Here is a 23,437-nt window from a genome sequence, read left to right as displayed (position 1 = left end):
ATTTTAAAAAATCGTTTAATCTGTGGCTAAAATAAGTATGAAAAACATAGAAATCCTTACACAAGAAGCCATTGCGCTATTAAAAGCACTGATTGAAACACCTTCATTTTCCAGTGAAGAAGATCAAACTGCACTTTTAATCGAAAATTGGTTTACACTAAATAACATACCTTTTAAACGCGAAAATAATAATGTTTGGGCTTTCAACAAACATTTTAATGCTACAAAGCCTACGCTACTATTGAATTCTCACCACGACACGGTAAACCCAAATCAAGGCTATACCAATGATCCTTTTCAAGCCATTGAAAAAGAGGGTAAATTATTTGGTTTAGGCAGCAATGATGCTGGCGGATGTTTGGTTTCTCTTTTAGCTACTTTTGTCCATTTTTATTCCCATGAAAATCTACCTTACAATTTGGTAATGGTAGCCTCTGCCGAAGAGGAAAGCAGTGGAAGAAACGGCTTAAACAGTGTTTTAAAGAACTTGCCTGAACTAGATTGTGCCATTGTGGGCGAACCCACTTTAATGCAATTGGCCATAGCCGAAAAAGGTTTATTAGTTCTTGATGTCATCGTAAAAGGTACCGCCAGTCATGCCGCACATCAAAATCTTGACAATTCCATTTACAAAGCAATTCCCGTAATCGAGTGGTTTAACAGCTACAATTTCGAAAAAATTTCAGAGGTTTTAGGCCCTGTTAAAATGACCGTAACCCAAATTAATGCCGGAAAACAACACAATGTAGTTCCTGCAGAATGTCATTTGGTTGTAGATATCAGGGTAAATGATTGTTACAGCAATCAAGAAATTCTAGATACTGTAAGAGCAAATGTTGCTGCAGAAATTAATCCAAGATCCATGCATTTAAACGCTTCTTCCATTCCTGTTTCTCATGGATTGGTGCAGGCCGGAATCGCATTAGGAAGAACCACCTACGGCTCGCCTACCCTTTCAGATCAATCGGTTTTGAGTTGCAAATCATTGAAACTAGGACCTGGTGAAACCCTGCGGTCACACTCCGCAAACGAATTTATATTTATACATGAAATAACAGAGGGAATCCAACTGTATATCAATATACTAACTGATTTTTTCAAACAATAAAACGATTAGGAGCTAATCCCGCTATCCGTTACAATCTTTTATTTTTTTAAAGAAAAAAAATAAAAGGATTTTCACTATTATCGGGGCTATAAAGACGATTCCTATAGATCATGCAAGTTTCAAGATGAAACTTTAAACCTGAAACAAAAAACAATATGAAACTTTGGGAAAAAGGAATACCAACAGATAAACAAATCGAACATTTCACTGTGGGAAACGACAGGGAATTGGACTTGATTCTCGCAAAATATGATGCTTTAGGTTCAATTGCACACGCTAAAATGCTCGGAAACATTGGTTTATTGACAGCTAGTGAAACAGATATGTTAGTAGCTGCTTTGAACGAGATTATTGCTGATGTTACGGCTGGAAATTTCACAATTGAAGATTCCTTTGAAGATGTGCATTCGAAAATTGAATATTTGCTAACAGAAAAATTAGGAGATGCTGGAAAAAAAATTCATACCGCGCGTTCCCGTAACGATCAAGTTTTAGTAGATGTAAATTTATATTTAAAAGATGTAGTAATAGATCTAAAAGCTCAAGTAAAAAGCCTTTTTGATTTACTGATGGCATCAGCAGAGAAACATCAAAATGTATTATTACCTGGCTACACCCATTTACAAATTGCAATGCCATCTTCTTTTGGGATGTGGTTTTCTGCTTACGCCGAAACTTTGATTGATGATATCACAATGCTGAATGCCGCTTTGAAAATTGTAGATCAAAATCCATTAGGCTCAGCCGCAGGCTACGGCAGCTCCTTCCCTATTGATAGAACTTTTACAACGCAAGAATTGGGTTTTGAAACTTTAAAATTCAATTCGGTAGCCGCTCAAATGAGTCGTGGAAAATCAGAAAAAACAGTTGCTTTTGCCATGAGTAGTATTGCCGCTACCCTATCAAAATTCGCAATGGATGTTTGTTTGTATATGAGTCAGAATTTTGATTTCATTGCTTTACCATCTCATCTTACAACAGGTTCCAGTATCATGCCACATAAAAAAAATCCGGATGTATTCGAGTTAATTCGAGGAAAATGCAATAAAATTCAAGCCTTACCTTACGAAATTACTTTAATTACCAATAACTTACCGAGTGGTTATCACAGAGATTTGCAATTATTAAAAGAAGGTTTATTCCCAGCCATTCAAAACCTGAAAGCCTGCTTAGATATTGCGATTTTCTCCATAAAAGACATTACAGTAAAAGACAATATTCTTTCCGATCCAAAATACAATTATTTATTTACTGTTGACACTTTAAATGAAATGGTAGTTGCCGGAATGCCGTTTAGAGACGCATACAAAGCAGTTGCAGAACAATTGGAAAATGGAACTTTTACATCCCCAAAAGAAACCAAACACACACATGAAGGCAGTATTAACAATCTATGTTTGAACGAGATTATAGAGAAAATGAGATTGGCCTATTACTAAATATCAATCACAACTATTTTCATAAATCCATTCTGTAAAAAGAATGGATTTTTTCGTTTCAATAAAATTCAACACTAATAAATTATACTCTTATTGAGAAGTTAACACTTTAAACCTATATTTGAGTTTAAATTTCAAGATAGTATGAGTATGAAAAAATTTGAAGAAGAGGCAACGAAAAGTCTTTTAGAAAAAGAATTAATAACCCCTGAACAATATAATCAAGTAGAGGCCTACCGAAATTTAAATCTTTTTTCATTACATACTGAGCTTAAATTATTTTTGTACGCCTCTGTATTACTATTTACTTCAGGTATCGGTATTTTAATTTACCAAAACATAGATAGCATTGGACACATCGCTATTTTGGCTATATTATTGTTGATTACCGTTTTTTGTTTTTACTTCTGTTCTAAAAACGCTATCGGATTTAAAAAACAACAAACTCAATTTGAAAATCCTATTTTTGATTACCTCATTTTAGCGGCAGTATTATTAAGTTGCATTTTTGTTGGCTATCTACAATTTCAATACACTGTTTTTGGTACCCATTACGGATTAGCTACTGTTGTTCCTACTGTAATAGCTTTCTTCTGTGCTTATTATTTTGATAATAAAAGTATCTTATCAATCGCAATCACGGGTTTAGCAGCATATATTGGTTTGTCCGTTTCTCCGCAATCTTTACTTCACAATGATTTTAACGAAAACAATACCCTGAGCTATTCAGCTATTTCATTAGGTATTTCATTAGTAATTTGGACTATTTACAGTTCAAATATTGACTTAAAAAAACATTTTAGCTTAGTATTTCTCACTTTTGCTTTGCACATTATAAGCATTGCTTGTATTAATAATTTATTCGATAGCTATTGGGGCATTTTTATAATACTATTGGCTGGTTCCTGCTACTATTTTTACCGTACCAGTTACCTCATTAAATCGGTTTCATTGTTTGTCTTTACCTTAATTTACGCCTATATCGGTCTAAATATATTCTTGTTCAAATTATTAGAATTCAGCAATATTGATAGCGAATTATTTATCTCTTTCTTTTTCTTAGTTCCCTTTTACTTTATTGGTTCTATCATTTACTTTATTCGACTTATTAAACAATTCAATAAAAAAGCTAGTCATGATACAATATAACAAAACCGAATTAGAGCAAGAGTTTCTAGTTTCAGAAGGGCACTCTTTAAAAAAAGCTGGATTTATAGATGAAAGTCAGTTTCGCTTAATTGATAAAAATTTAACCGTACTTAAAAGTCAAAAAAACATCTTAATCCGAATTGGATTTTTTCTGCTAGGGAGCTTTTTATATTCCTCCATTTGTGGCTTTCTTACTCTAATTAGCCTAGATTCAATGAATGAAAATTATCAATTTCTGGTTTATCTTTTTGCTATCATTGGTTTCATTGGTACTGAAGTTTTAACCAATCAAAAATATTACGGTTATGGCCTTGACGATGCGTTCATACTAGGTGGACAATTGTGCTTAGCAATTGCTATAGGCATTTCAACAGACGGAAACAAACTTACCATTTCCCTCATACTCTCAATAACCTCCTTGCTTTGTTATTTTAGATATGTACAGCTATCAATGGTTTTCTTATTTTGTATAACACTCACTTGTTCTATACTTTTCTTGATGTTTGAATTAGGCGCTTTCGCAAAAACTATACTGCCTTTTACTATGATGTTTTTTGCAATTGTTATCTATTTTGGCAGCAAAAAACTATTAGCAAGATTAACACTCCCATTTTATTACAATGGCATTGTTTTTACACAAGCTTTTGCACTGATTTTATTTTACATATCAGGAAATTATATGGTGGTTAGAGAACTTTCAAGTGAATTAATGGGTGTAATTGTTACTGCAAATAACGATATTCCGTTTGCCATTTTCTTTTATGGATTCACCTTTATAGTTCCGGTGAGTTATTTGGTTTTGTCTTTGTACAAAAAAGACCGCTTTATGCTTTGGATAGGAATCCTAGCTCTTTGTTTTTCAATATATACCATTCGTTTTTACTATGCTGTTTTACCTGTTGAAATTGCCCTCACCATTGGTGGTTTGGTATTATTTGCATTTACTTTTTTTGCTATAAAAAAGATTAAAAACAATACTAATGGTGTTACTTTTCAACCAGATCGTTTCTCACACGGAAATCTATTTGGCACTGCCGAAATATTCATGGCGACACAATTGGGATTAAAACCTGAAACTACGGTGGAATCTCCAATGGAATTTGGTGATGGAGATTTCAGTGGCGGAGGTTCTGGAGGAAGTTATTAAAATAAAAAACCAAGGATAAACAAACTAATATTTGTAAATCCTTGGCAATTTCTTTGATTGGTTATTGCAACTATAATTTAGCTCCCAATTCTCCAGCATCAATATCGCTGTGAGAAACATTGTATACCGCCTTACCATCTTTAATCAAAATCAATTGTGGTGATTGATGTGTAACCCCAAAGCGGGAAGCAATTTCATTAGAAACATCTCTAAAAGCAATTAAATCTAAAAAATAAGGCGTTACTTTCTCAGGAAAGTTAAACTCATTCTCAAACTGTTTCAAAGCCATTCTACTCACACTACAACGAGTGCTATGCTTAAAAATGGCAACAGGTTTTACTTGAGATTGGGCTATTATCTCATCTAGTTGTTCTAATGCTTGCAAAGGCTCCCAAGTCATTGAATTAGTTTGGTCATTAGAATCACTACTACCAAAAATATTTTTTAAAAAACTCATAATTTGTCGGTTTTTCAGTCATTTTGACTGTTCAATATGATATAAATCATATTTAATAAGCCATTTTGTCTGTAATTTTACTGTGGAATATTAATTGAATAATCAGTCACAAAGATAAAATAAATTAATAAGAAACTGTGATTAAAGTATTTTACTAACAAAAACAGGCAAAAACTTGTTGCAAAAAACTAAAAAAATGAATATCAATAAATTTACCATCAAATCTCAAGAAGCTATCCAACTTTCGCAACAATTAGCACAAAGCTATGGACAGCAACAAATTGAAAACGAACATCTTTTTAAAGCTATTTTAGAAGTTGATGAAAACGTAGCGCCATTTATATTAAAAAAACAAAATGTAAATGTTCCCTTATTTATTCAAATACTTGAAAGTACAATTCAAAGTTTCCCGAAAGTTACTGGTGCCGAAATAATGCTTTCTAGAACTGCAAATACCACGCTAAACGAAGCCGAAATAATTGCAAAAAAAATGAATGACGAGTACGTTTCGGTAGAGCACTTAATACTTGCTATTTTTAACTCGAAGACTAAAGCGTCTCAGATTTTAAAAGATCAAGGTGTGACCGAAAAAGGATTGAAAGCCGCAATTGATGAACTAAGAAAAGGAGAACGTGTAACCTCGGCTTCTGCTGAGGAGACCTATAATTCTTTGAATAAATATGCCAAAAATCTAAACGAACTTGCTAAATCTGGTAAACTAGATCCCGTAATAGGTCGTGACGAAGAAATAAGACGTGTATTACAAATACTAACGCGCAGGACTAAAAATAATCCCATGCTAGTTGGAGAACCTGGAGTGGGTAAAACTGCCATTGCTGAAGGATTAGCACATAGAATTGTAGATGGAGATGTGCCTGAAAATCTAAAAGATAAAATTGTATTTTCACTGGATATGGGTGCATTAATTGCAGGCGCCAAATACAAAGGCGAATTTGAAGAACGTTTAAAATCAGTAGTTAAAGAGGTTACCGCTGCAGATGGAGACATCGTTTTATTTATTGATGAAATTCACACGCTTGTAGGTGCTGGCGGTGGCGAAGGTGCTATGGATGCGGCAAATATTTTAAAACCCGCATTGGCACGTGGAGAGTTACGCGCTATTGGTGCCACAACATTAGACGAATATCAAAAATATTTTGAAAAGGATAAAGCATTAGAAAGACGTTTCCAAAAAGTGCAAATTGAAGAACCTGATACTGATAGTGCTATCTCCATACTTCGTGGTATAAAGGAAAAATACGAAACACACCACAAAGTTCAAATAAAAGATGAAGCAATTATTGCCGCTGTTGAATTATCCCAACGTTACATCACAAACCGATTTTTACCGGATAAAGCCATCGACTTAATGGATGAAGCAGCTTCAAAAATCCGAATGGAAATTAATTCAAAACCAGAAGAGCTGGATGTTTTGGATCGAAAAATAATGCAACTTGAAATTGAGATTGAAGCCATTAAAAGAGAAAAAGATGAAAGTAAACTCAAATCTCTTGGCCTAGAACTGGCTAATCTTAAAGAGGATAGAAATACAATTTACACCAAGTGGAAATCAGAAAAAGATGTTGTTGATGGCATTCAATTGATTAAAAAAGAAATTGAAGATTATAAATATGATGCTGAACGCGCTGAACGCGATGGAGATTACGGAAAAGTAGCCGAAATACGTTACGGTAAAATTAAAGAAGCTCAAGAACGACTTGAAATTTTACATCAAGAACTTATTGTTAATCAAGCCGGTGGAAGTTCCTTAATTAAAGAAGAGGTAACACGCGAGGACATTGCTGAAGTTGTAGCAAAATGGACTGGTATCCCTGTGCAAAAAATGCTTCAAGGTGAAAGAGAGAAACTTTTACATCTTGAAGAAGAATTACACCGCCGTGTAGTAGGTCAAGAGGAAGCAATTGAAGCCGTAAGCGATGCCGTACGAAGAAGTCGTGCAGGATTACAGGACATGAAAAAACCGGTGGGTACGTTTCTTTTTCTTGGGACAACCGGAGTGGGAAAAACAGAATTGGCAAAAGCTTTAGCCGAATACTTATTTGATGATGAAAACGCTATGACCAGAATTGATATGAGCGAATATCAAGAACGCCATAGTGTAAGTAGATTAGTGGGTGCGCCTCCAGGATATGTGGGTTATGACGAAGGCGGTCAACTAACAGAAGCCGTTCGCAGAAAACCATATTCTGTTATTTTATTGGATGAAATTGAAAAAGCACATCCTGACACCTTCAATATTTTATTGCAGGTACTTGATGAAGGACGTTTAACAGATAATAAAGGTCGTCTTGCTGATTTTAAGAATACCATTATCATCATGACATCTAATATGGGTAGCCAAATCATTCAAGATAAATTTGAAAATTTAAAAGGCAGTATTGAGGCTGCTACCGAGGCAGCCAAAGTTGAAGTTTTAGGTTTATTAAAACAAACTGTCCGACCAGAATTTATTAATAGAATTGATGAAATTGTTATGTTTACTCCTTTGACAAATGCTAATATCACTAAAATTGTTAGTTTACAGCTAAAATCTGTAACTAAAATGCTAGCACTACAAAACATCACTATGGATGCCACACCTGAAGCAATAGCCTATTTAAGTATTAAAGGCTATGATCCACAATTTGGTGCCAGACCAGTAAAACGTGTCATTCAGCGTGAAGTCCTTAATGCTTTATCCAAAGAAATCCTTGCTGGAAAAATAACTACCGATAGTATTATACTGCTTGATGCATTTGATAACAAACTAGTCTTTAGGAATCAAAGTGAGTTAGTTTCTTAATTTTTTTTAACCACCAGTTTGACACTGGTGGTTTCTTTTTTTGCTTCAATGATTCATTACAAATTGAAGCCTCTCCCTTATTAAGACATGAAGATTATAACTAGTGTAAATTTTTACTTTTTGGCATTTTTAAAATTAATTTTTAAATAAAAAGTTTTAGCTTCGCAAAACATAAATATTAAAAATAAAACACCCTAAAAATTCATAATTAGGGTAATCAAACAACTTTTAAAAAGAACATAATGGCATCAGGTTTCTTCGTACTTTTAGATGATATAGCTGCAATAATGGATGACGTTGCTGTAATGAGTAAAGTAGCTGCAAAAAAAACTGCAGGTATTTTAGGAGATGATTTAGCTGTAAACGCTGAAAAAGCTTCAGGATTTATTTCCTCTAGAGAATTACCAGTTTTGTGGGCTATTGCCAAAGGATCTCTGTTAAATAAAATCATAATTTTACCTATAGCTTTTTTATTGAGTCACTATTTACCAATTGCTGTAATCGTAATACTGGTGCTAGGAGGAATCTATTTGGCCTATGAAGGAGCTGAAAAAATATATGAATATTTTTTTCCACATGAACATAAACATGAAGATATAACAGCACAGCCCATGACCGAAGAAGAGATTCTATCTCTTGAGAAAGAGAAAATTAAATCTGCAATTGTAACTGATTTCATTTTATCTGTAGAAATAGTAATTATCGCTCTAGGAACAGTAATAGAAAAACCTATTTCATCCCAAATAGTGGTAGTTTCCCTCATTGCACTCGTAGCAACGATAGGTGTTTACGGAATTGTAGGTCTTATTGTTCGTATGGACGAAGCAGGTCTTAAATTAATCAGTATGAGTAAAAACGAGAACAGTATAGGAACAAAAATCGGTACTGTATTAGTAAAAGCGTTGCCTATGGTTATTAAAAGTTTATCAGTAATTGGTACAATAGCTTTATTACTTGTTGCCGGAGGTATTTTTATGCATCAAATTCCTTTTTTACATGGAATATTACCTCAAATACCTTCAATCATAACTGAATTTGTCGTTGCGTTAATCATTGGATTAATTACACTAGGTTTTGTTATGCTTTTCAAAAAGTTATTTGCAAAAAAATAAACAATACTTTTCATTTTTAATCATTTTTGCTTTTGAATGATTAATCCCTAAGTCAAAGCTAACTGCAAATAAATCGTATCATTATTAATTTTCAGCATTATGGACATCGTAAAATTTAAAATCACTCCCAAAACAATTAAAGTTGAAGTGCGTAACTCTAATAATTATGTTTTTGATTTTAACAATTCAGTATCCATTGCCAAAGAAGATAAAGATGTACTTTTGAAACTCTATAATGCACTTGATTTACTTTTTAAAAAAGAAACTCCAGTAGATTTAAAAAATTATATTGCTCCCAATCAAACTAATATTTTAGATCAAATTAAAGAAGTAGGTGAAGCAAATGAATAATATGTCTAGTCCTGAAAAAGTGATACAGGATTAATAAAAAATAAAAGTACAATTTTAGACAGTAGCAAGCTCTGGTTTGCTACTGTTTTTTGTTTTATAGGTTCTCATTTTAATTTTGTTTTGGTGATGCATCTGATTTGGAGTAAGCATGTAATTAGAATAATGAGGTCTGATTTCATTATAGATATCAATAGCTTCTTTTACAATTTTTTGCATGATTTCTGCTTTTTGATTGTATTTGTCAATCCTAAATTCCTGTTTTAAAATACCATTGATCCTTTCTGCCACTGCATTTTCATAAGGGTCAGAGTTTTGTGTCATACTGCATAGAATTTTATTTTTATTAAGTTGCTTTTGGTAGTCATTAGCACAATATTGAATCCCTCTGTCTGAATGATGTATCAATGGTAAGTTTTTGTTGTTTCTGTGTTTAAGAGCCATTTTAAAAGCCTTCAAACTGCTTTCTGTGTTCATGTTATCGGCAACATAATATCCCATAATCTTTTTAGAATAAGCATCTGTGACTAAGCTTAAATAGCAAGGATTATCTCTTTTTCCTATATAGGTTATATCAGAGACCCAAACTTGCTCTGGTCTGTTAATTTCTAAATCTAGAATTCGATTTTGATGTTTATTAAATCGATGATGTGAGTTAGTCGTTACATGATAACTTCGTTTAGGATGTATCAATAAATGATTGGCTCTGAGTATATCAAAGAATTTATCTCTTCCAATTTTCATTAATTGAAGTTTATCCAACAAAAGATAATATAGTTTTCGAGTACCTATTCTAGGCATTGTCTTCCTGATATTATTCACCATCAAAATCACTTCTTTGGCTTTGTTTTGTTTGGATGCTATTCTTCTAGTCTTTCGATAATAAACCTGTCTGTCTATCCCGAACAAATAACAGGTAAACGCTACTGTTTTTTGTTCTTTTGCTCTAAAGCGGGCGATTGTTCGGGTGCAGAGTTTTTTCGGATATCGATATGATATTCTTTCTCAGCTAAATCAATCATCATGTCAAACAAGATTGCTTTTTTATCTGCAACGTAAGCTTGTCGTTCTAAAAGAGCCTTTTGTTTTTCTAATAGCTTGACTTGGGCTTCAAGTTCCATAATTTTTTGTTCGGGTGACTTTGCCATATTCAAAGGGGATTGGTTTTCCCAATCAAAGTTACCAAATTTTCGTAACCAGCCCAGAACTGTAGCATGGCTTTGAATGCCATATTGTTTTCTAATTTGGGTAATTGATGAACTACCTTGCTCAACTTCTCTAACGATTTGAAGTTTTAAGGACATGCTGTAATCTCGCTGGGTGCGCTTTACATAATTCGTGTATTCTTCCATAACGATTGTTTTTGTGTATCGCTATTTCAGGACGGGACAATAAAAAAAAATAAAAGGCCGTTTCTAAATAAGAAACAGCCTTTTTTATGTTTTGTAAAGTGCTCTTAGTTGGTTATTTACTAATATAAATAATTTAAAGCAGTAACATCGTTACCATTAAAAGCTCCTGTGTCACTTGAACTAAAACATGCTCTCATGTAAGAAGTTGCATCATAACCAGATGGTGTTCCAGGAATAAGTACGGCTCCCACGCCACCGTCACCTTCGCTTGTATTTGATCCACAACTCTGACGGCTAAACCAGTCTGTGTGACGCAAACCTATACAATGTCCAATTTCGTGAGCAGCTACATGAGAATTCACACCTACAGAATATGTATCCATTCCTGAATATAATGTAACTGAATTAAAAGGCGCACCTCCAGATGGGAATCCAGCTACTCCACCTGCACTACCGGTAGCTCTTCTAACAACGATATTAGCACCTGTTGTGTTTGAACTAAAAGTTAATGTAAAAGTAAGTGTCAAACCTAAACTATTGTATCTATTTACAGCAGCCTGTAATCCAGAACGCATGTTAGCACTTAAAGCAGAAGTACCAGTTCCTGATAAACCTACTATTTTAATAGTTCTAGGTCCTGAAACAAGGTTATTAGTTCGGTACTGCTCAGTTGTTATACCACCATGCAAGTCCATTTTATTTAATTGATCTTTGGTCATAACAATATCGCCTTCTATTAAGAAAGCATCTTCTGTTGTTCCATTTGGATTAGTATGCTTAACCACTTTCACATCTTTATTATTAAAAGAGAGAGCACTAATTTTAGCTAGAATTTCAGGAGTTATTTTAGTTGCTTCAAGATTTGTTTGATTGGTTTCATCATCTTTACTACAAGATATAAATGCCATAACTGCGCATGACATTACTAAAATTGATTTAATTTTTTTCATTGTTTTTGGTTATTTTGGGGTTAATTAATGAATTGTATTTTTGAACACTTTACAAAATCATTACATCGAAAGTAGACAATTATTTTTGTACGAATATAACAATTTAAATAATATAACAATTTTAACATTTATTGTTATATTAATAAATATAAAAAGCTTGTAAACCCAGTAATTTCGTTTTTATTAAATTTTACACTTTTAATGATACGTCAATCAAAATGTTAAATAAAAACACTTTCTTCGAATAAGGTAAAAACAAAATCAGGTTATTTGAATTATTTATCAATTTACGCAAAACAAGTTCTACTTAAATTGTTTAAATTTGACTTTTACAATCAGCTGTATCAGATCTTAATTTAAACAAAAAACTTAAATACAAAATAGTTTACTTTAAATTTTTAACATATTTTTTGTAAGAATTAAAATTTATAAAAACACTTTTTACATCGAATAAAACAGAATTTAGAAGTATTTTATTTAAAAAAAATGTTTATTTTAGATATAAATTAATAACACTTATTTTACATTATATTAAGATTAAAAAAAATATTTAATATCCCAAAAAAGTTGATGAAAACTAAATATACCATACTTATTATTATTTTTCCTTTTATCCTTTTTGCACAAACGGAAGAAAAATGGAAACAATTTATTAAAGAAAAAAGAGATAAATCATCAGCTCAATTTTATCTTGTAAAAACACAAGATGCACTTTTAAATAATTGTAAGATTATAAAAAAACTAGATTCAAAATTTAGTGTGATTTCCTTTTCAAAAAATTCGGTTGAAAATCAAGATATTAAATTATATCCATTAAATAATATGTGGAAATTACCAAGCAATCTAAAAAACCATTCATCGAAGAAAAAGTATATAATCGTAACTAACGATATTTTAAAACTAACAGAAAAACTTAAAGCATTACAGATAGAATACTTTATCCAATCTGATGTAGTATTTATAAATACCAACTACAAATCTTTAGTTAACCAAATCATTCCCCTTCATAACGTCTTATCCATTACCCAAGAATCTTTCACCCCTACCGTTGAATCTAAAATTATTGACCAAAACTTTAGCGTTAATCAAATTAATATGTTGGTAAAAAATTTTAAAGACATAACGGGTTTAAATCAAATTGTATCTATTAAAGATGAATTTTTTGACATCAACGATATTGATTTGTTAAATAAACATATTCCTTCTAACACACAATCTAGTCAAGTTTCAAAGCACGCAACTGCAATGGCTACAATAGTTGCAGGCTTAGGAAATAGTTCTGTTTTGGGCAAGGGTGTTGCTCCAAAAGCAAAAATTCAATCATCCAATTTTCTCTCTCTCTTCCCAGATGTAATAACAACTATGCAAGGAGCCACCATTCAAAACCACTCTTATGGTACTGTAATTGAGAATTTCTATGGCAATCTAGCGGCAGCATTTGACAAAACTCTTTACGAGAATTCTACAATCAATCATGTTTTCTCAGCAGGAAATAGAGGGACTGAAGGATTTAAAAGCATTACAGGAAATTTTAAACAATCAAAGAATAGTATTGTGGTAGGAAGTGTGAATGCTAGTGAAAACAGTATGCCATTTTCATCAAAAGGTCCTGCGTATGACGGTAGGATCAAACCCGAAATCGTAGCTTACAGTACAGAGGGTACCTCAAATGCAACTGCAATCACATCAGGAATTATTTCATTATTGAAAGAGCTTTACAACAAAACACATACAACTTCTTTACAGAATGCAACTGCAAAAGCAATCTTGATAAATAGTGCAAAAGATTTAGGAAATTTAGGTCCTGATTTTACTTATGGCTATGGAAACGTAAATGCCTTAAAATGTTTAAATACCATACAACAAAATAGAATTATAACAGGAACTATAAAGTCTGAACAAAAAAACTTGCACCAAATAACCATACCAAATAATAGTAAGAATTTAAAAATAACATTGGTTTGGAATGATCCGCCAGCCCAAGTAAATACTAACATTAGTTTAATACATGATTTAGATTTAGCGTTAATTTCACCATCAGAAACTTTTTTACCATGGATATTAAATCCCAATTCACCTCAGTTACCCGCAACAAAAGGTATTGATAAAGTCAATACAATTGAACAAATAGAAATTACTGACCCTCAATTTCAAACATACAGTATATCCATAAGTGCTGGTTTACTAAATACGGATAGTCAAGATTACAGTATTGTTTATGATTATGAGATAAAAAACTCATTCGAATGGAACTATCCTATTCTAAATGATAATTTCCCGCTAGATGGTAAATTAATTTCACCAATAAAATGGAACTCAACAATTACAGGAACTAACGGTGAATTATCTATAAGTTATAACGATGGACAAACTTGGGAATCCATCAAAACGAACATCAATATAGAAAATGGACAATACCTATACCTACCTTTAAAAGAGCTTTTTACGAAAGCAAAACTTAAAATGAAAATTGGTAATGAAGAGTTTATTTCGGATAATTTTATCATTTCGTACGATTTAAATACCACGACTTCATTAGTTTGTAATGGAACAACTGAAATCAATTGGACTAAACCAGAAACTGTTTCTAGCTTTAATATTTACGAATTAGTTGATACAAAACTTACTTTCAAGGAGCAAGTTACTAATTCAACCTACACCTATACAAACGGTAAAATTCACGCTGTCTCTCCTAATTTCAACTCTGTTGAGGTTATAAAAAGCGAATCTACTTTACGTTATGAAAATAACTCCAATTGTTATTTTGAATTTGTAAATGCCGAGATTACAACTGAGAACCTAATCACAATCTCAACAAATCTTTTTAGTCTATTTCAAATAAAAAAAGTGGAACTCTTAAAATTAGTCAACAACAAAGAAATACTTTTAACATCGAAGAATGTTCCTTTATCTAAAAATTTTACTCTAGATGATGTCGCTCCATCAGAAGGATTTAACAAATACAGGGTACGACTGACACTAGAAGATAATACAACAATAAATTCAACAGCTATTGATATTATTTTTATGGGAAAAAGTGATTTTTTTGTTTATCCAACGGCTTTAAAACCAAACCAAGACATCAATATTGAAACTAAAAAAGAAGAAGAAACTTTTTTCTATCTTTTTAACATGAATGGGCAAAATACAGTATCACAATCCTTCATTACAAAAAGTACTTCCATCACTTTACCAAGTCTACCAAGTGGTATTTACATTTACAAAATCATCTCTAAAACAGGAAAAAATAAAACGGGAAAAGTCAGCATTCAGTAGTACGCTCTAACTTAAATTGTTTTTTTATCTTACATAAAAACTCATGAGAAACACCCAGATACGATGAGAGATTCCTATCATTAATTCGCTGTGCTTTTACAGGATATTTGTTTATAAAATCTAAATAACGTTGCTTTGATGTCTTGTTCAAGATATCAAGCAATCTATCCTGCATGACAATATTTGTTTTTTCAATCAGCAAGGTGTGAAATTTCAAAAGCTTTGGAACTTCTTTAAATAATTTAGTTTTATTTATTTTATTAATGACCAAAATTTCACAATCCTCAAGTGCTTTGATGTTATACCTTGTAAGTTTATCATGATAAAAACTTTCAACATCAGTTATCCAATCATTATCAAATGCAAAAAAAAGTATACACTCAGCACCATTTTCTTTCAAGTGATAAATTTTGAATGCTCCATTTAAAACAAAGGCTTCGTATTTACTATTAGAATCCTGAATTTGGAGATAATCATTTTTTTTTAGTTTAACCTGTTTTACGTTTTCCTGAATTAATTCCCATTCTTCATTGGTCAAGGGAATTTTTTTCTCAATATTATTTCGCAGTAATTCGTACATTTTTTTGGGGTTTTATTTATATTAATTATGCATTATTTTAATCGAAAAACAGTAGGTTATGCAATCGATTACGTAAAAATAATAAAATTATAGTATTTTCAATATAACAATCAATAAAAAACACAAAATTTAATTAATTATAGATTTTATTGAACAAGTTCAATAATAATACCTTTTTTTATGATTTATTTTGTAATGCTTTAAATCACTAACATTTAACAAAAAGTACTATGAAATTAAATTTAAATGTATCCGTTTTCATTGTGAGTCTTTTCTTTGGGTTCACAAGTTGTAACAATGAAGAAACTGCAGAAACTAATGCAGGTACAGCACAGTTAGAAACAAAAACATCAAAGAACAATGCAAGAGTTGGCGATTGTGCAGCTGTTCCTGGCTGGGCATCACAAAATGGTGGAACTACTGGAGGTGGCAACGCTACAGAAACAGTAGTAAGTACTTATGCGCAATTAAAAGCTGCAATAGAAAACACTTCTGTGAAAGTCATTAAAGTAACAGGAACCATTACTATTCCTGCTACTTCAACGGGTCGTATTGCTTTTCAAGATCAAACTGGAAAAACAATTTATGGCGCCAGCGGTGCAAAATTAGTTTCGACGGATCAAACCAAAGCCAATTCTGGAATTTTAAATATTAAGAGATGTAAAAATATCATTCTTAGAAATCTAATTTTTGAAGGACCAGGTGCATATGATACAGATGGTTGGGATAATGCAATAATTGATAATTGCCAAAATGTTTGGGTAGATCATTGTGAGTTTAGAGATGGAGTTGATGGGAATTTAGATATCAAAAATCAGTCAGACTTTGTAACTGTCTCTTACACTAAATTCACGTACCTAAAAGCTCCAAAACCAGGTGGATCAGGAGGTTCACCAGATCACAGATATTCAAATTTAATAGGGTCTAGTGATGGTGCAACAGCAGATAGAGGTAAACTTAGAATAACTTTTGCAAGATGTTGGTGGGCTACTGGATGTAAAGAAAGAATGCCAAGAGTACGTTTTGGTAAAGTACATATTGTAAACAACTACTTTAACAGTTCTGCTAGTAATAAATGTGTAGCTGCAGGTCTTGAAGCTAGCATTAGAGTTGAAAATAATGTATTTGAAAATGTAAATCAACCTATTGACCTTATGACAGGCTATACTGCTGTTACAGTTATAGGAAACATATTTACAAACACAACGGGTAATACTGCTGGAAGCAATACGGCTTTTACACCAAGTTATACCATACCGCTACTGTCTGCTAGCGCTGTAAAAGCTGATGTTACAGCTGGAGCAGGTGCTACATTTACTGGAAATATTTGTGGATCTTTTTAATTAATTTCAAATTTTTAAAACAACACTTCTTGCAAAACAGGAAGTGTTGTTTTTTTTACTAATTATAAAGCAGTAGAAAGCTTATTTCAAAATTCTTTAGTAAAGTTCATTAGCAAACACGTGAGGTCTATTTTATACTAGCCATAAAATTTACTATTTTTGTATTCTAAAATTTATGTAATGTCAAATAAAAAGTATAAAATAGCTGTTATTCAATTAAACCTGAATGATGTAGCCGAAAATAATTTAAAAAAATGTATTAGTTGGGTTAGAGATGCAGCAAAACTTGGCGCCGAAGTAATTTCTTTACCCGAATTATATAGCAGTCATTATTTTTGTCAAAGTGAAGATGTAGATAATTTTGCTTTGGCGGAACCGTTATACAGCACTTCTTTTACTGCTTTTAGTGCTTTGGCAAAAGAATTAGGAGTTGTAATTATTGTTCCTTTTTTCGAAAAAAGAATGGCTGGTATTTATCACAATAGTGCCTATATTATTGATACTGATGGTTCAGAGGCAGGATTGTATCGAAAAATGCACATTCCAGATGATCCCGCTTTTTACGAAAAATTCTATTTTACACCGGGTGATTTAGGATTTAAAAATAATCGTACACAGAAAGGAAATATAGGAACATTAATCTGTTGGGATCAATGGTATCCAGAAGCAGCACGCATAACAGCTTTAAAAGGTTCCGAAGTATTGTTTTACCCAACAGCAATTGGTTGGCATCCGCAAGAGAAAGAGCAATATGGTGAAAACCAATATGGCGCTTGGATGAATGTAATGAAAGGTCATGCCGTTGCAAATGGTGTTTATGTTGCAGCAGCAAACCGTATTGGTTTAGAAAAATATTTACCAGAAACTCCTGGAATTGAATTTTGGGGAGCTTCATTTATCTGTGGGCCACAAGGTGAAATTTTGGCGCAAGCCTCACATGATAAAGAAGAAATTTTAATTGCCGAGGTTGACTTAGACTTACAAGAAAATGTGCGTCAAAACTGGCCATTTTTTAGAGACAGACGTATAGATGCCTTTGGAGATATTACAAAAAGAGCAATTGACTAACTGCTCTTTTTAAAACAAAAAATCCCTGCTGAATTCTTTATTCAAGCAGGGATTTTTTTATTTCGAGAGTACATTTTAGTTCAAATCTGGCTGGAAAACTTTCACACTTCCGTCACCTTCACTACTTACCACAAGCAAACTTCTTTTTGTTGGACTTTTTGAAGCAGGAATATATAGTAGACCCTCAGGAGCATCACCCGTTTTTATAGTTTGCATTAGTTTAGGTGCTGCAGGATTTGAGATATCATAAATCATTACTGCATCTGCGCGTTCAAGACCTACAAAAAGTATTGTTTTAGCCCCCATTTTTGTAACTACTACAGATTCTGGCTCAGCCCCTTTATCATCACTTCTACTGTCATCATAAAAACCTAATTCTTGTGATTTTTTATCCAATTCATTTTTACTATCATAAACTAAATCACCAGTTGTACCATTCCAGATTGAAAACGACCTCGACCCAAACGATACTAGCTCATCAAAATCGCCATCGCCATCAGTATCTCCCATTTTAGTATTAATATTTAGCCTACCTAAACTAGTCTCAGCTTTTAGTGCTGTAGCATCTGGAAACGCTACAGGATCAAGAATTACTGATGAACTACCTACTCTTTTTACATCAACAAAAGCGCTATATTCTCTAGCATCACCTTCATTTGCAGTTACAAAATAAGATATTTTATTTACTTCAAAACTACTTATTGCATCTGGTTGATACATTCCTTTTATTTTCCAAGGTTTCATAAAGATTCCTCCATCTTTATCACTAACATCAATTGCGTTGTCAGCAAGATTATAGTCTTTTAGACCCAAAGGAAAAATATTCGTAATCGTTTTGCTACTCAAATCAATTTTAGCAACCCCATTGTTTTCTTGTAAAGTTACCCAAGCTGTTTTAGAATCAGCAGATATAGTAATGTATTCTGGTTCAACATCTGATGCGAAATTATTAGTTACGCTAGCAATTCTAAAACCTTTTGCCTTGAGCGTATTTAACTGGTTTACAAAACCTGCAAAATTTAAAGTTGTAACCGCATAATTACTATTTACCGCAATTATAGATACGGAACCCTCTGGGTCAATCGAGTAAGTGTCGTTTGGCTCACCTTCATTGGCAGTCATGATAAAATTTCCATCAGGAGAAAATGTAATCATATCTGGTAAGGCACTAACCGTAATTTCTTTAATAAGAGCGTATGTAGTGGTATCAAAAACCAAAACTTTACCAGCATCTTGCTTATTCGGTTTTGCCTCTAAGGCTACAGCTAATTTACCATTAAAGGTAGCAACGCTATTTGAGGCTCCATTATAAGGCGTCAAATCAATACTGGTTACAAATTTTGGACTCGCTGGATTTGACAAATCAATTACATCAATTCTATTCGTATTGCTATTGTTGACAGTAAATAATTTCTTAGATACTTCGTCATATGCACTAATTTCAGCAGCACCTGTTCCTCCTATTGTAAGACTTCCAATTTCTTTAAATGAGGCAGGATTTTCATTCACAATAGTCTCTTGATCGTTGCTTGAATTATCCTCTTTAGTACAACTAGACAAAATCAAAATTGCAGCTAGAAGTGAAATACTGTATTTTTTCATAAATTATTTTTTACCAAAAATAGAAATGAACAAATCAACTGTAATTAACACAATATTATTTAATCATTACCTTAACACTATAAATGAAAACGCAGTTTTAAAAAATTGCAATGTTTGCTCGTTTTTTAAGTGAGCCTGAATCATTATATTTGCAACCTTGATAAACATATATAATATGACTACAAATACTAGGCGTTTTCCAGCCGAATGGGAAAAACAACAAGGAATGCTATTGTGTTTCCCTCATAATGGGAAAGATTGGCCTGGAAAATATGAAGCAGTTCAATGGGCTTTTGTAGAATTTATTAAAAAAGTAGCAACTTTTGAAACTGTTTTTTTGGTTGTGGCAGATGAAAACCAAAAAATAAAAGTAAACACCATGCTGGAAACAGCTCATGTTGAACTAACAAATGTTTCGTACATCATTCACAAAACCAATAGAAGTTGGATGCGTGATTCTGGACCTATCATTATAAAGAACGGAACCGAAAGAGAAGCTTTGAACTTTAATTTTAATGGCTGGGCCAAATACAAAAACATACAATTAGATAAATTTGTTCCTGCTAAAGTAGGCGAATTTTTAAATATTCCTGTGACTCAAGTCATGTACAAAGGAAAGCCGGTGATTGTTGAAGGTGGTGCCATCGATGTAAACGGGCGTGGAACCTTATTAACATCAGAGGAATGTTTAATGCACCCAGACATACAGGTTCGAAATGCAGGCTTTACAAAAGAAGATTACGAAGCCGTTTTCAAGGAATATCTTGGCGTAACCAATGTGATTTGGTTAGGCGACGGAATTGAAGGCGATGATACTCATGGACATATTGATGATTTGTGTCGATTTGTAAACGAAGATACCATTGTCACTATTGTAGAAAACGATCCGCTTGATAAAAATTATAAGCCGCTACAAGACAATTTAAAACGTTTACAAAATGCAAAACTTGAAAACGGAAAATCTCCAATTATTGTAGCCTTGCCAATGCCGAAGAAAGTAGAATTTGACGGTTTGCGATTACCTGCTAGCTATGCTAATTTTTTGATTTTAAACCAATCTGTTTTAGTACCTACATTTAATGATAGTAACGACCGCAAAGCACTAAACATACTAGCAGAATGTTTTCCAGATAGAGAAATTATCGGCATAAATGCAACTGATTTTATTTGGGGTTTTGGAACCCTACACTGTTTAAGCCAGCAAATACCTAAATAAAGAAATAAAAAAAGACTTGTAAATACTTACAAGTCTTTTTTGTTAAAATAAATTCTTCTTTTAAAATTCCAAAAAATTATTTATCTCTGGTAAAAGGAATTTTTTGTCCACCTGGAACAGTCATTTCAAAACCGTTTAAACTTTCGTTGAACTCAAACTTAAGTCCCGCTTGTTTTGATTCAAAAGCATTCTTTCCAATGTTCTCCACAGAAAATGCAGGATAATTTGTAATCAAGGCATTAAGCGCTCCATTTTTTTCAGAAAAAGTGATTTTAAGAGGTGCCATTTGAGTTGAAAAAGTTCCCAAATAACCATCCAGAATTACATCTTTTTCAAGTAAACCTTTGTCAGCAGTCCATACATTATTGGCAGTATTAGAATCTGGAAACGCATGATCAGGATCTAATGTGATGCTTTCAATTTCTTCAGTAGAATTGTGTTTAAACGACCAAGATTTATTTTTTTGCCACACTTCAACTGGTAACTTTACTCTTGTAATTTTTCCACTTTTAGTTTTTACTTCAAGAGATACAGGCATGACCATTTTTTCGAAGTTCTCAATAGTAATAATAACTCCCTTTTTAGGGTCATTTTTTACATATTTTATTGAATTTATACCTTGATCTAAACGCCAATTGTATTGAAACCAACCTCTCCAAAACCAACTCAAATCTTCTCCAGCAACATTTTCAATTGTTCTAAAAAAGTCATCAGGCTGTGGGTGTTTGAAAGCCCAACGCTCTACATACGTTTTCAATGCTAAATCAAAACGCTCAGGTCCTAAAACTTGCTCTCTTAAAATAACTAAACCTGAACTAGGTTTAGAATAGGCCAAAAGACCAATGTTACGCTCCTTCATATTGTCTGGTGAACTCATTATTGTTTCCAGAAAAGGACTTGTATACATTTCTGCTCTTTGATGCATGTCTGCTTTTGGCTCTTTGTATTCTCCATTATTAAAATCAATTGAACTTAATGAATTGATAAAAGTATTGAAACCTTCGTCCATCCATGCAAACAATCGTTCATTAGATCCTACAATCATTGGGAACCAGATATGACCAAATTCATGATCTGTAACACCCCATAAATCAGCACCTTTTGATTCCCAACTGCAAAAAACAATTCCAGGATACTCCATTCCACCTTCATTTCCAGCAACATTTACAGCTGCAGGATAAGGGTATTCAAACCATCTTTTAGAGTAGTTTTCGATAGAAGCTTTTGTATATTCTGTAGATCTACCCCAAGCTGCATCACCTGCACTCTCAACTGGATAAACGGACATAGCTAACGATTTTTTCCCACTTGGCAAATTGATTTTGGCAGCATCTAAAATAAAAGAGGCTGATGATGACCAAGAAAAATCACGAGCATTATTTATTTTAAAATTCCAAGTTTTTGTAGTTCCTGCTACTGATTTTGAAGTATTTGCCACTTCATCGGCAGTTCTAATAAATACAGTTTTATCACTTTGCTTCGCTTGTGCTAACCTACTTTGCTCAACTGCTGAATATACTGATGTAGGATTTACCAATTCACCAGAGGCAACCACAATATGATTTGAAGGAGCAGTAATACTTACATCAAAATCACCATACTCTAAATAAAATTCAGATGCCCCTAAATAAGGATTCACGTTCCATCCACGCACATCATCATATACACACATACGAGGATACCATTGTGCTATTGTAAAAATTTTTCCGTTTTTAGTTTCTAAAACGCCCATTCTATCCGATCCTTCATAAGGAGCAATAAATGAAAAGTCGATTTTAATTTTTGTAGAACCTCCCTTTGCACTCAATGCTTGCGGTAAAAAAACTTGCATTCTAGTGTCAGAAATCACATATTTTAAAGGTGTTTCTGTAGCTACACCTTTGTTTGTACTAATTACAGATACTGATTTTATTTTGTGACCTCCGTCAAAAACTTGACCTTGTGCCCCATTTCTACTACCTGATAATGGTACTATTGCACTTCCACGAGAGTCTGCTTTAAAAAGATTTTGATCCAAATTCATCCAAACAAATCCTAATTTATCAGGACTATTGTTGGTATACGTTATAATTCCAGATCCTGAAATTTCATTGTTTTTCTCGTCAAGTTTAGCTGTTAGTTTGTAACTAGCACTATTTTGCCAATATTCTGACCCTGGTTGACCACTTGCTGAACGTGTTGCAGTTCCATTTTTAGTGTAAAAATGAGGTCCAAAAGCATCATGATAGTCGTACTTTGATACTGTATTAGCAGTATTTTCAGGAGTTTGTTGTGCATTCAAATTTATTATTCCAATAAATAATAAGCTCGCATGTACAAAAAATCCAAGATTGATTTTCTTCATAGTTAATTGATTTTGTTTACAAATTAATGAAAAAAAAGATAATTTTGAGTATAAAAGATTAAGAATTTTAGCACTTTGAGAAAAAAAACATCTTGTTATTAAATATTGAATATATTTACGGCAAATTCAGAGTATCTCAGTAA

The 23,437-nt window shown here is 32.8% G+C and carries 18 protein-coding genes; 11 read left to right on the top strand and 7 right to left on the bottom strand.

The window, feature by feature from the left end:
• Nucleotides 1–37 precede the first annotated feature (37 nt).
• From K5V07_RS06905 to K5V07_RS06890, 4 genes are all read left to right on the top strand, one after another.
• The gene (locus tag K5V07_RS06905; protein WP_221916903.1) at nt 38–1,108 is read left to right on the top strand and encodes a M20 family metallo-hydrolase; all 1,071 of its coding nucleotides are present in this window, start codon (nt 38–40) and stop codon (nt 1,106–1,108) included.
• A 155-nt stretch (nt 1,109–1,263) separates the two neighbouring features.
• Nucleotides 1,264–2,547 (top strand): argininosuccinate lyase, encoded by a 1,284-nt coding sequence (argH, locus tag K5V07_RS06900; RefSeq protein WP_221916902.1) that lies wholly within the window; start codon nt 1,264–1,266, stop codon nt 2,545–2,547.
• 150 nt (nt 2,548–2,697) lie between these two features.
• Nucleotides 2,698–3,696, top strand: coding sequence for a DUF2157 domain-containing protein (locus K5V07_RS06895; RefSeq protein WP_221916901.1), 999 nt, complete (start codon nt 2,698–2,700; stop codon nt 3,694–3,696).
• Complete coding sequence (locus K5V07_RS06890; protein WP_221916900.1) at nt 3,683–4,843, top strand: hypothetical protein; 1,161 nt, start codon at nt 3,683–3,685, stop codon at nt 4,841–4,843. Before K5V07_RS06895 ends, K5V07_RS06890 begins: the two co-directional genes overlap by 14 nt.
• Nucleotides 4,844–4,913: 70 nt before the next feature.
• On the opposite strand, the gene ytxJ is transcribed toward K5V07_RS06890, so the two are convergent.
• Nucleotides 4,914–5,300, bottom strand: coding sequence for a bacillithiol system redox-active protein YtxJ (gene ytxJ, locus K5V07_RS06885; RefSeq protein WP_221916899.1), 387 nt, complete (start codon nt 5,298–5,300; stop codon nt 4,914–4,916).
• 196 nt (nt 5,301–5,496) lie between these two features.
• Between ytxJ and clpB the strand changes: the two genes are divergently transcribed.
• The 3 genes from clpB to K5V07_RS06870 all read left to right on the top strand — a co-directional run bounded on the left by clpB (nt 5,497) and on the right by K5V07_RS06870 (nt 9,566).
• Nucleotides 5,497–8,103: an ATP-dependent chaperone ClpB gene (gene clpB / locus K5V07_RS06880; protein WP_221916898.1), complete on the top strand. Its 2,607-nt coding sequence runs from the start codon at nt 5,497–5,499 to the stop codon at nt 8,101–8,103.
• A gap of 242 nt (nt 8,104–8,345) precedes the next feature.
• Entirely contained in the window at nt 8,346–9,215 is an 870-nt protein-coding gene (locus tag K5V07_RS06875) for a DUF808 domain-containing protein (RefSeq protein ID WP_221916897.1), read from the top strand.
• A gap of 99 nt (nt 9,216–9,314) precedes the next feature.
• The gene (locus K5V07_RS06870; protein WP_144891771.1) at nt 9,315–9,566 is read left to right on the top strand and encodes a hypothetical protein; all 252 of its coding nucleotides are present in this window, start codon (nt 9,315–9,317) and stop codon (nt 9,564–9,566) included.
• Nucleotides 9,567–9,620: 54 nt separating this feature from the next.
• Here K5V07_RS06870 and K5V07_RS06865 read toward each other — a convergent pair whose 3' ends face one another.
• The 3 genes from K5V07_RS06865 to K5V07_RS06855 form a co-directional block, all read right to left on the bottom strand.
• Nucleotides 9,621–10,472, bottom strand: a complete 852-nt coding sequence (locus K5V07_RS06865; RefSeq protein WP_221916371.1) for an IS3 family transposase — start codon at nt 10,470–10,472, stop codon at nt 9,621–9,623.
• Nucleotides 10,473–10,486: 14 nt separating this feature from the next.
• On the bottom strand, nt 10,487–10,915 hold the full coding sequence (locus K5V07_RS06860; protein WP_221916217.1) for a hypothetical protein: 429 nt from the start codon (nt 10,913–10,915) through the stop codon (nt 10,487–10,489).
• A 119-nt stretch (nt 10,916–11,034) separates the two neighbouring features.
• On the bottom strand, nt 11,035–11,865 hold the full coding sequence (locus tag K5V07_RS06855; protein WP_144891773.1) for a M57 family metalloprotease: 831 nt from the start codon (nt 11,863–11,865) through the stop codon (nt 11,035–11,037).
• Nucleotides 11,866–12,435: 570 nt separating this feature from the next.
• On the opposite strand from K5V07_RS06855, the gene K5V07_RS06850 reads away from it, so the two are divergent.
• Nucleotides 12,436–15,141, top strand: coding sequence for a S8 family serine peptidase (locus K5V07_RS06850; RefSeq protein ID WP_221916896.1), 2,706 nt, complete (start codon nt 12,436–12,438; stop codon nt 15,139–15,141).
• Here the strand turns inward: K5V07_RS06850 and K5V07_RS06845 are convergent.
• A complete protein-coding gene (locus K5V07_RS06845) occupies nt 15,128–15,721 on the bottom strand; it encodes a Crp/Fnr family transcriptional regulator (RefSeq protein ID WP_182651155.1) in 594 nt (197 codons plus the stop codon). The genes K5V07_RS06850 and K5V07_RS06845 overlap by 14 nt on opposite strands.
• A 230-nt stretch (nt 15,722–15,951) precedes the next feature.
• Between K5V07_RS06845 and K5V07_RS06840 the strand changes: the two genes are divergently transcribed.
• Nucleotides 15,952–17,064 (top strand): polysaccharide lyase family 1 protein, encoded by a 1,113-nt coding sequence (locus K5V07_RS06840; RefSeq protein WP_221916895.1) that lies wholly within the window; start codon nt 15,952–15,954, stop codon nt 17,062–17,064.
• A gap of 180 nt (nt 17,065–17,244) precedes the next feature.
• Nucleotides 17,245–18,132, top strand: a complete 888-nt coding sequence (locus K5V07_RS06835; RefSeq protein ID WP_182651157.1) for a carbon-nitrogen hydrolase — start codon at nt 17,245–17,247, stop codon at nt 18,130–18,132.
• Nucleotides 18,133–18,207: 75 nt separating this feature from the next.
• Here the strand turns inward: K5V07_RS06835 and K5V07_RS06830 are convergent, their stop codons facing one another.
• Complete coding sequence (locus K5V07_RS06830; protein ID WP_221916894.1) at nt 18,208–19,734, bottom strand: choice-of-anchor I family protein; 1,527 nt, start codon at nt 19,732–19,734, stop codon at nt 18,208–18,210.
• 175 nt (nt 19,735–19,909) lie between these two features.
• On the opposite strand from K5V07_RS06830, the gene K5V07_RS06825 reads away from it, so the two are divergent.
• Nucleotides 19,910–20,950, top strand: coding sequence for an agmatine/peptidylarginine deiminase (locus K5V07_RS06825; RefSeq protein WP_221916893.1), 1,041 nt, complete (start codon nt 19,910–19,912; stop codon nt 20,948–20,950).
• Between the two features lie 76 nt (nt 20,951–21,026).
• Here the strand turns inward: K5V07_RS06825 and K5V07_RS06820 are convergent, their stop codons facing one another.
• Nucleotides 21,027–23,294: a M1 family metallopeptidase gene (locus tag K5V07_RS06820; protein WP_221916892.1), complete on the bottom strand. Its 2,268-nt coding sequence runs from the start codon at nt 23,292–23,294 to the stop codon at nt 21,027–21,029.
• Nucleotides 23,295–23,437: the final 143 nt, after the last annotated feature.

The organism is Flavobacterium sp. CHNK8, assembly GCF_019774515.1.
Classification (GTDB): Bacteria; Bacteroidota; Bacteroidia; order Flavobacteriales; family Flavobacteriaceae; genus Flavobacterium; species Flavobacterium tiangeerense.
The sequence above is the reverse complement of the archived record's forward strand: the minus strand, read 5'-3'. Positions and strand labels throughout refer to the sequence as shown.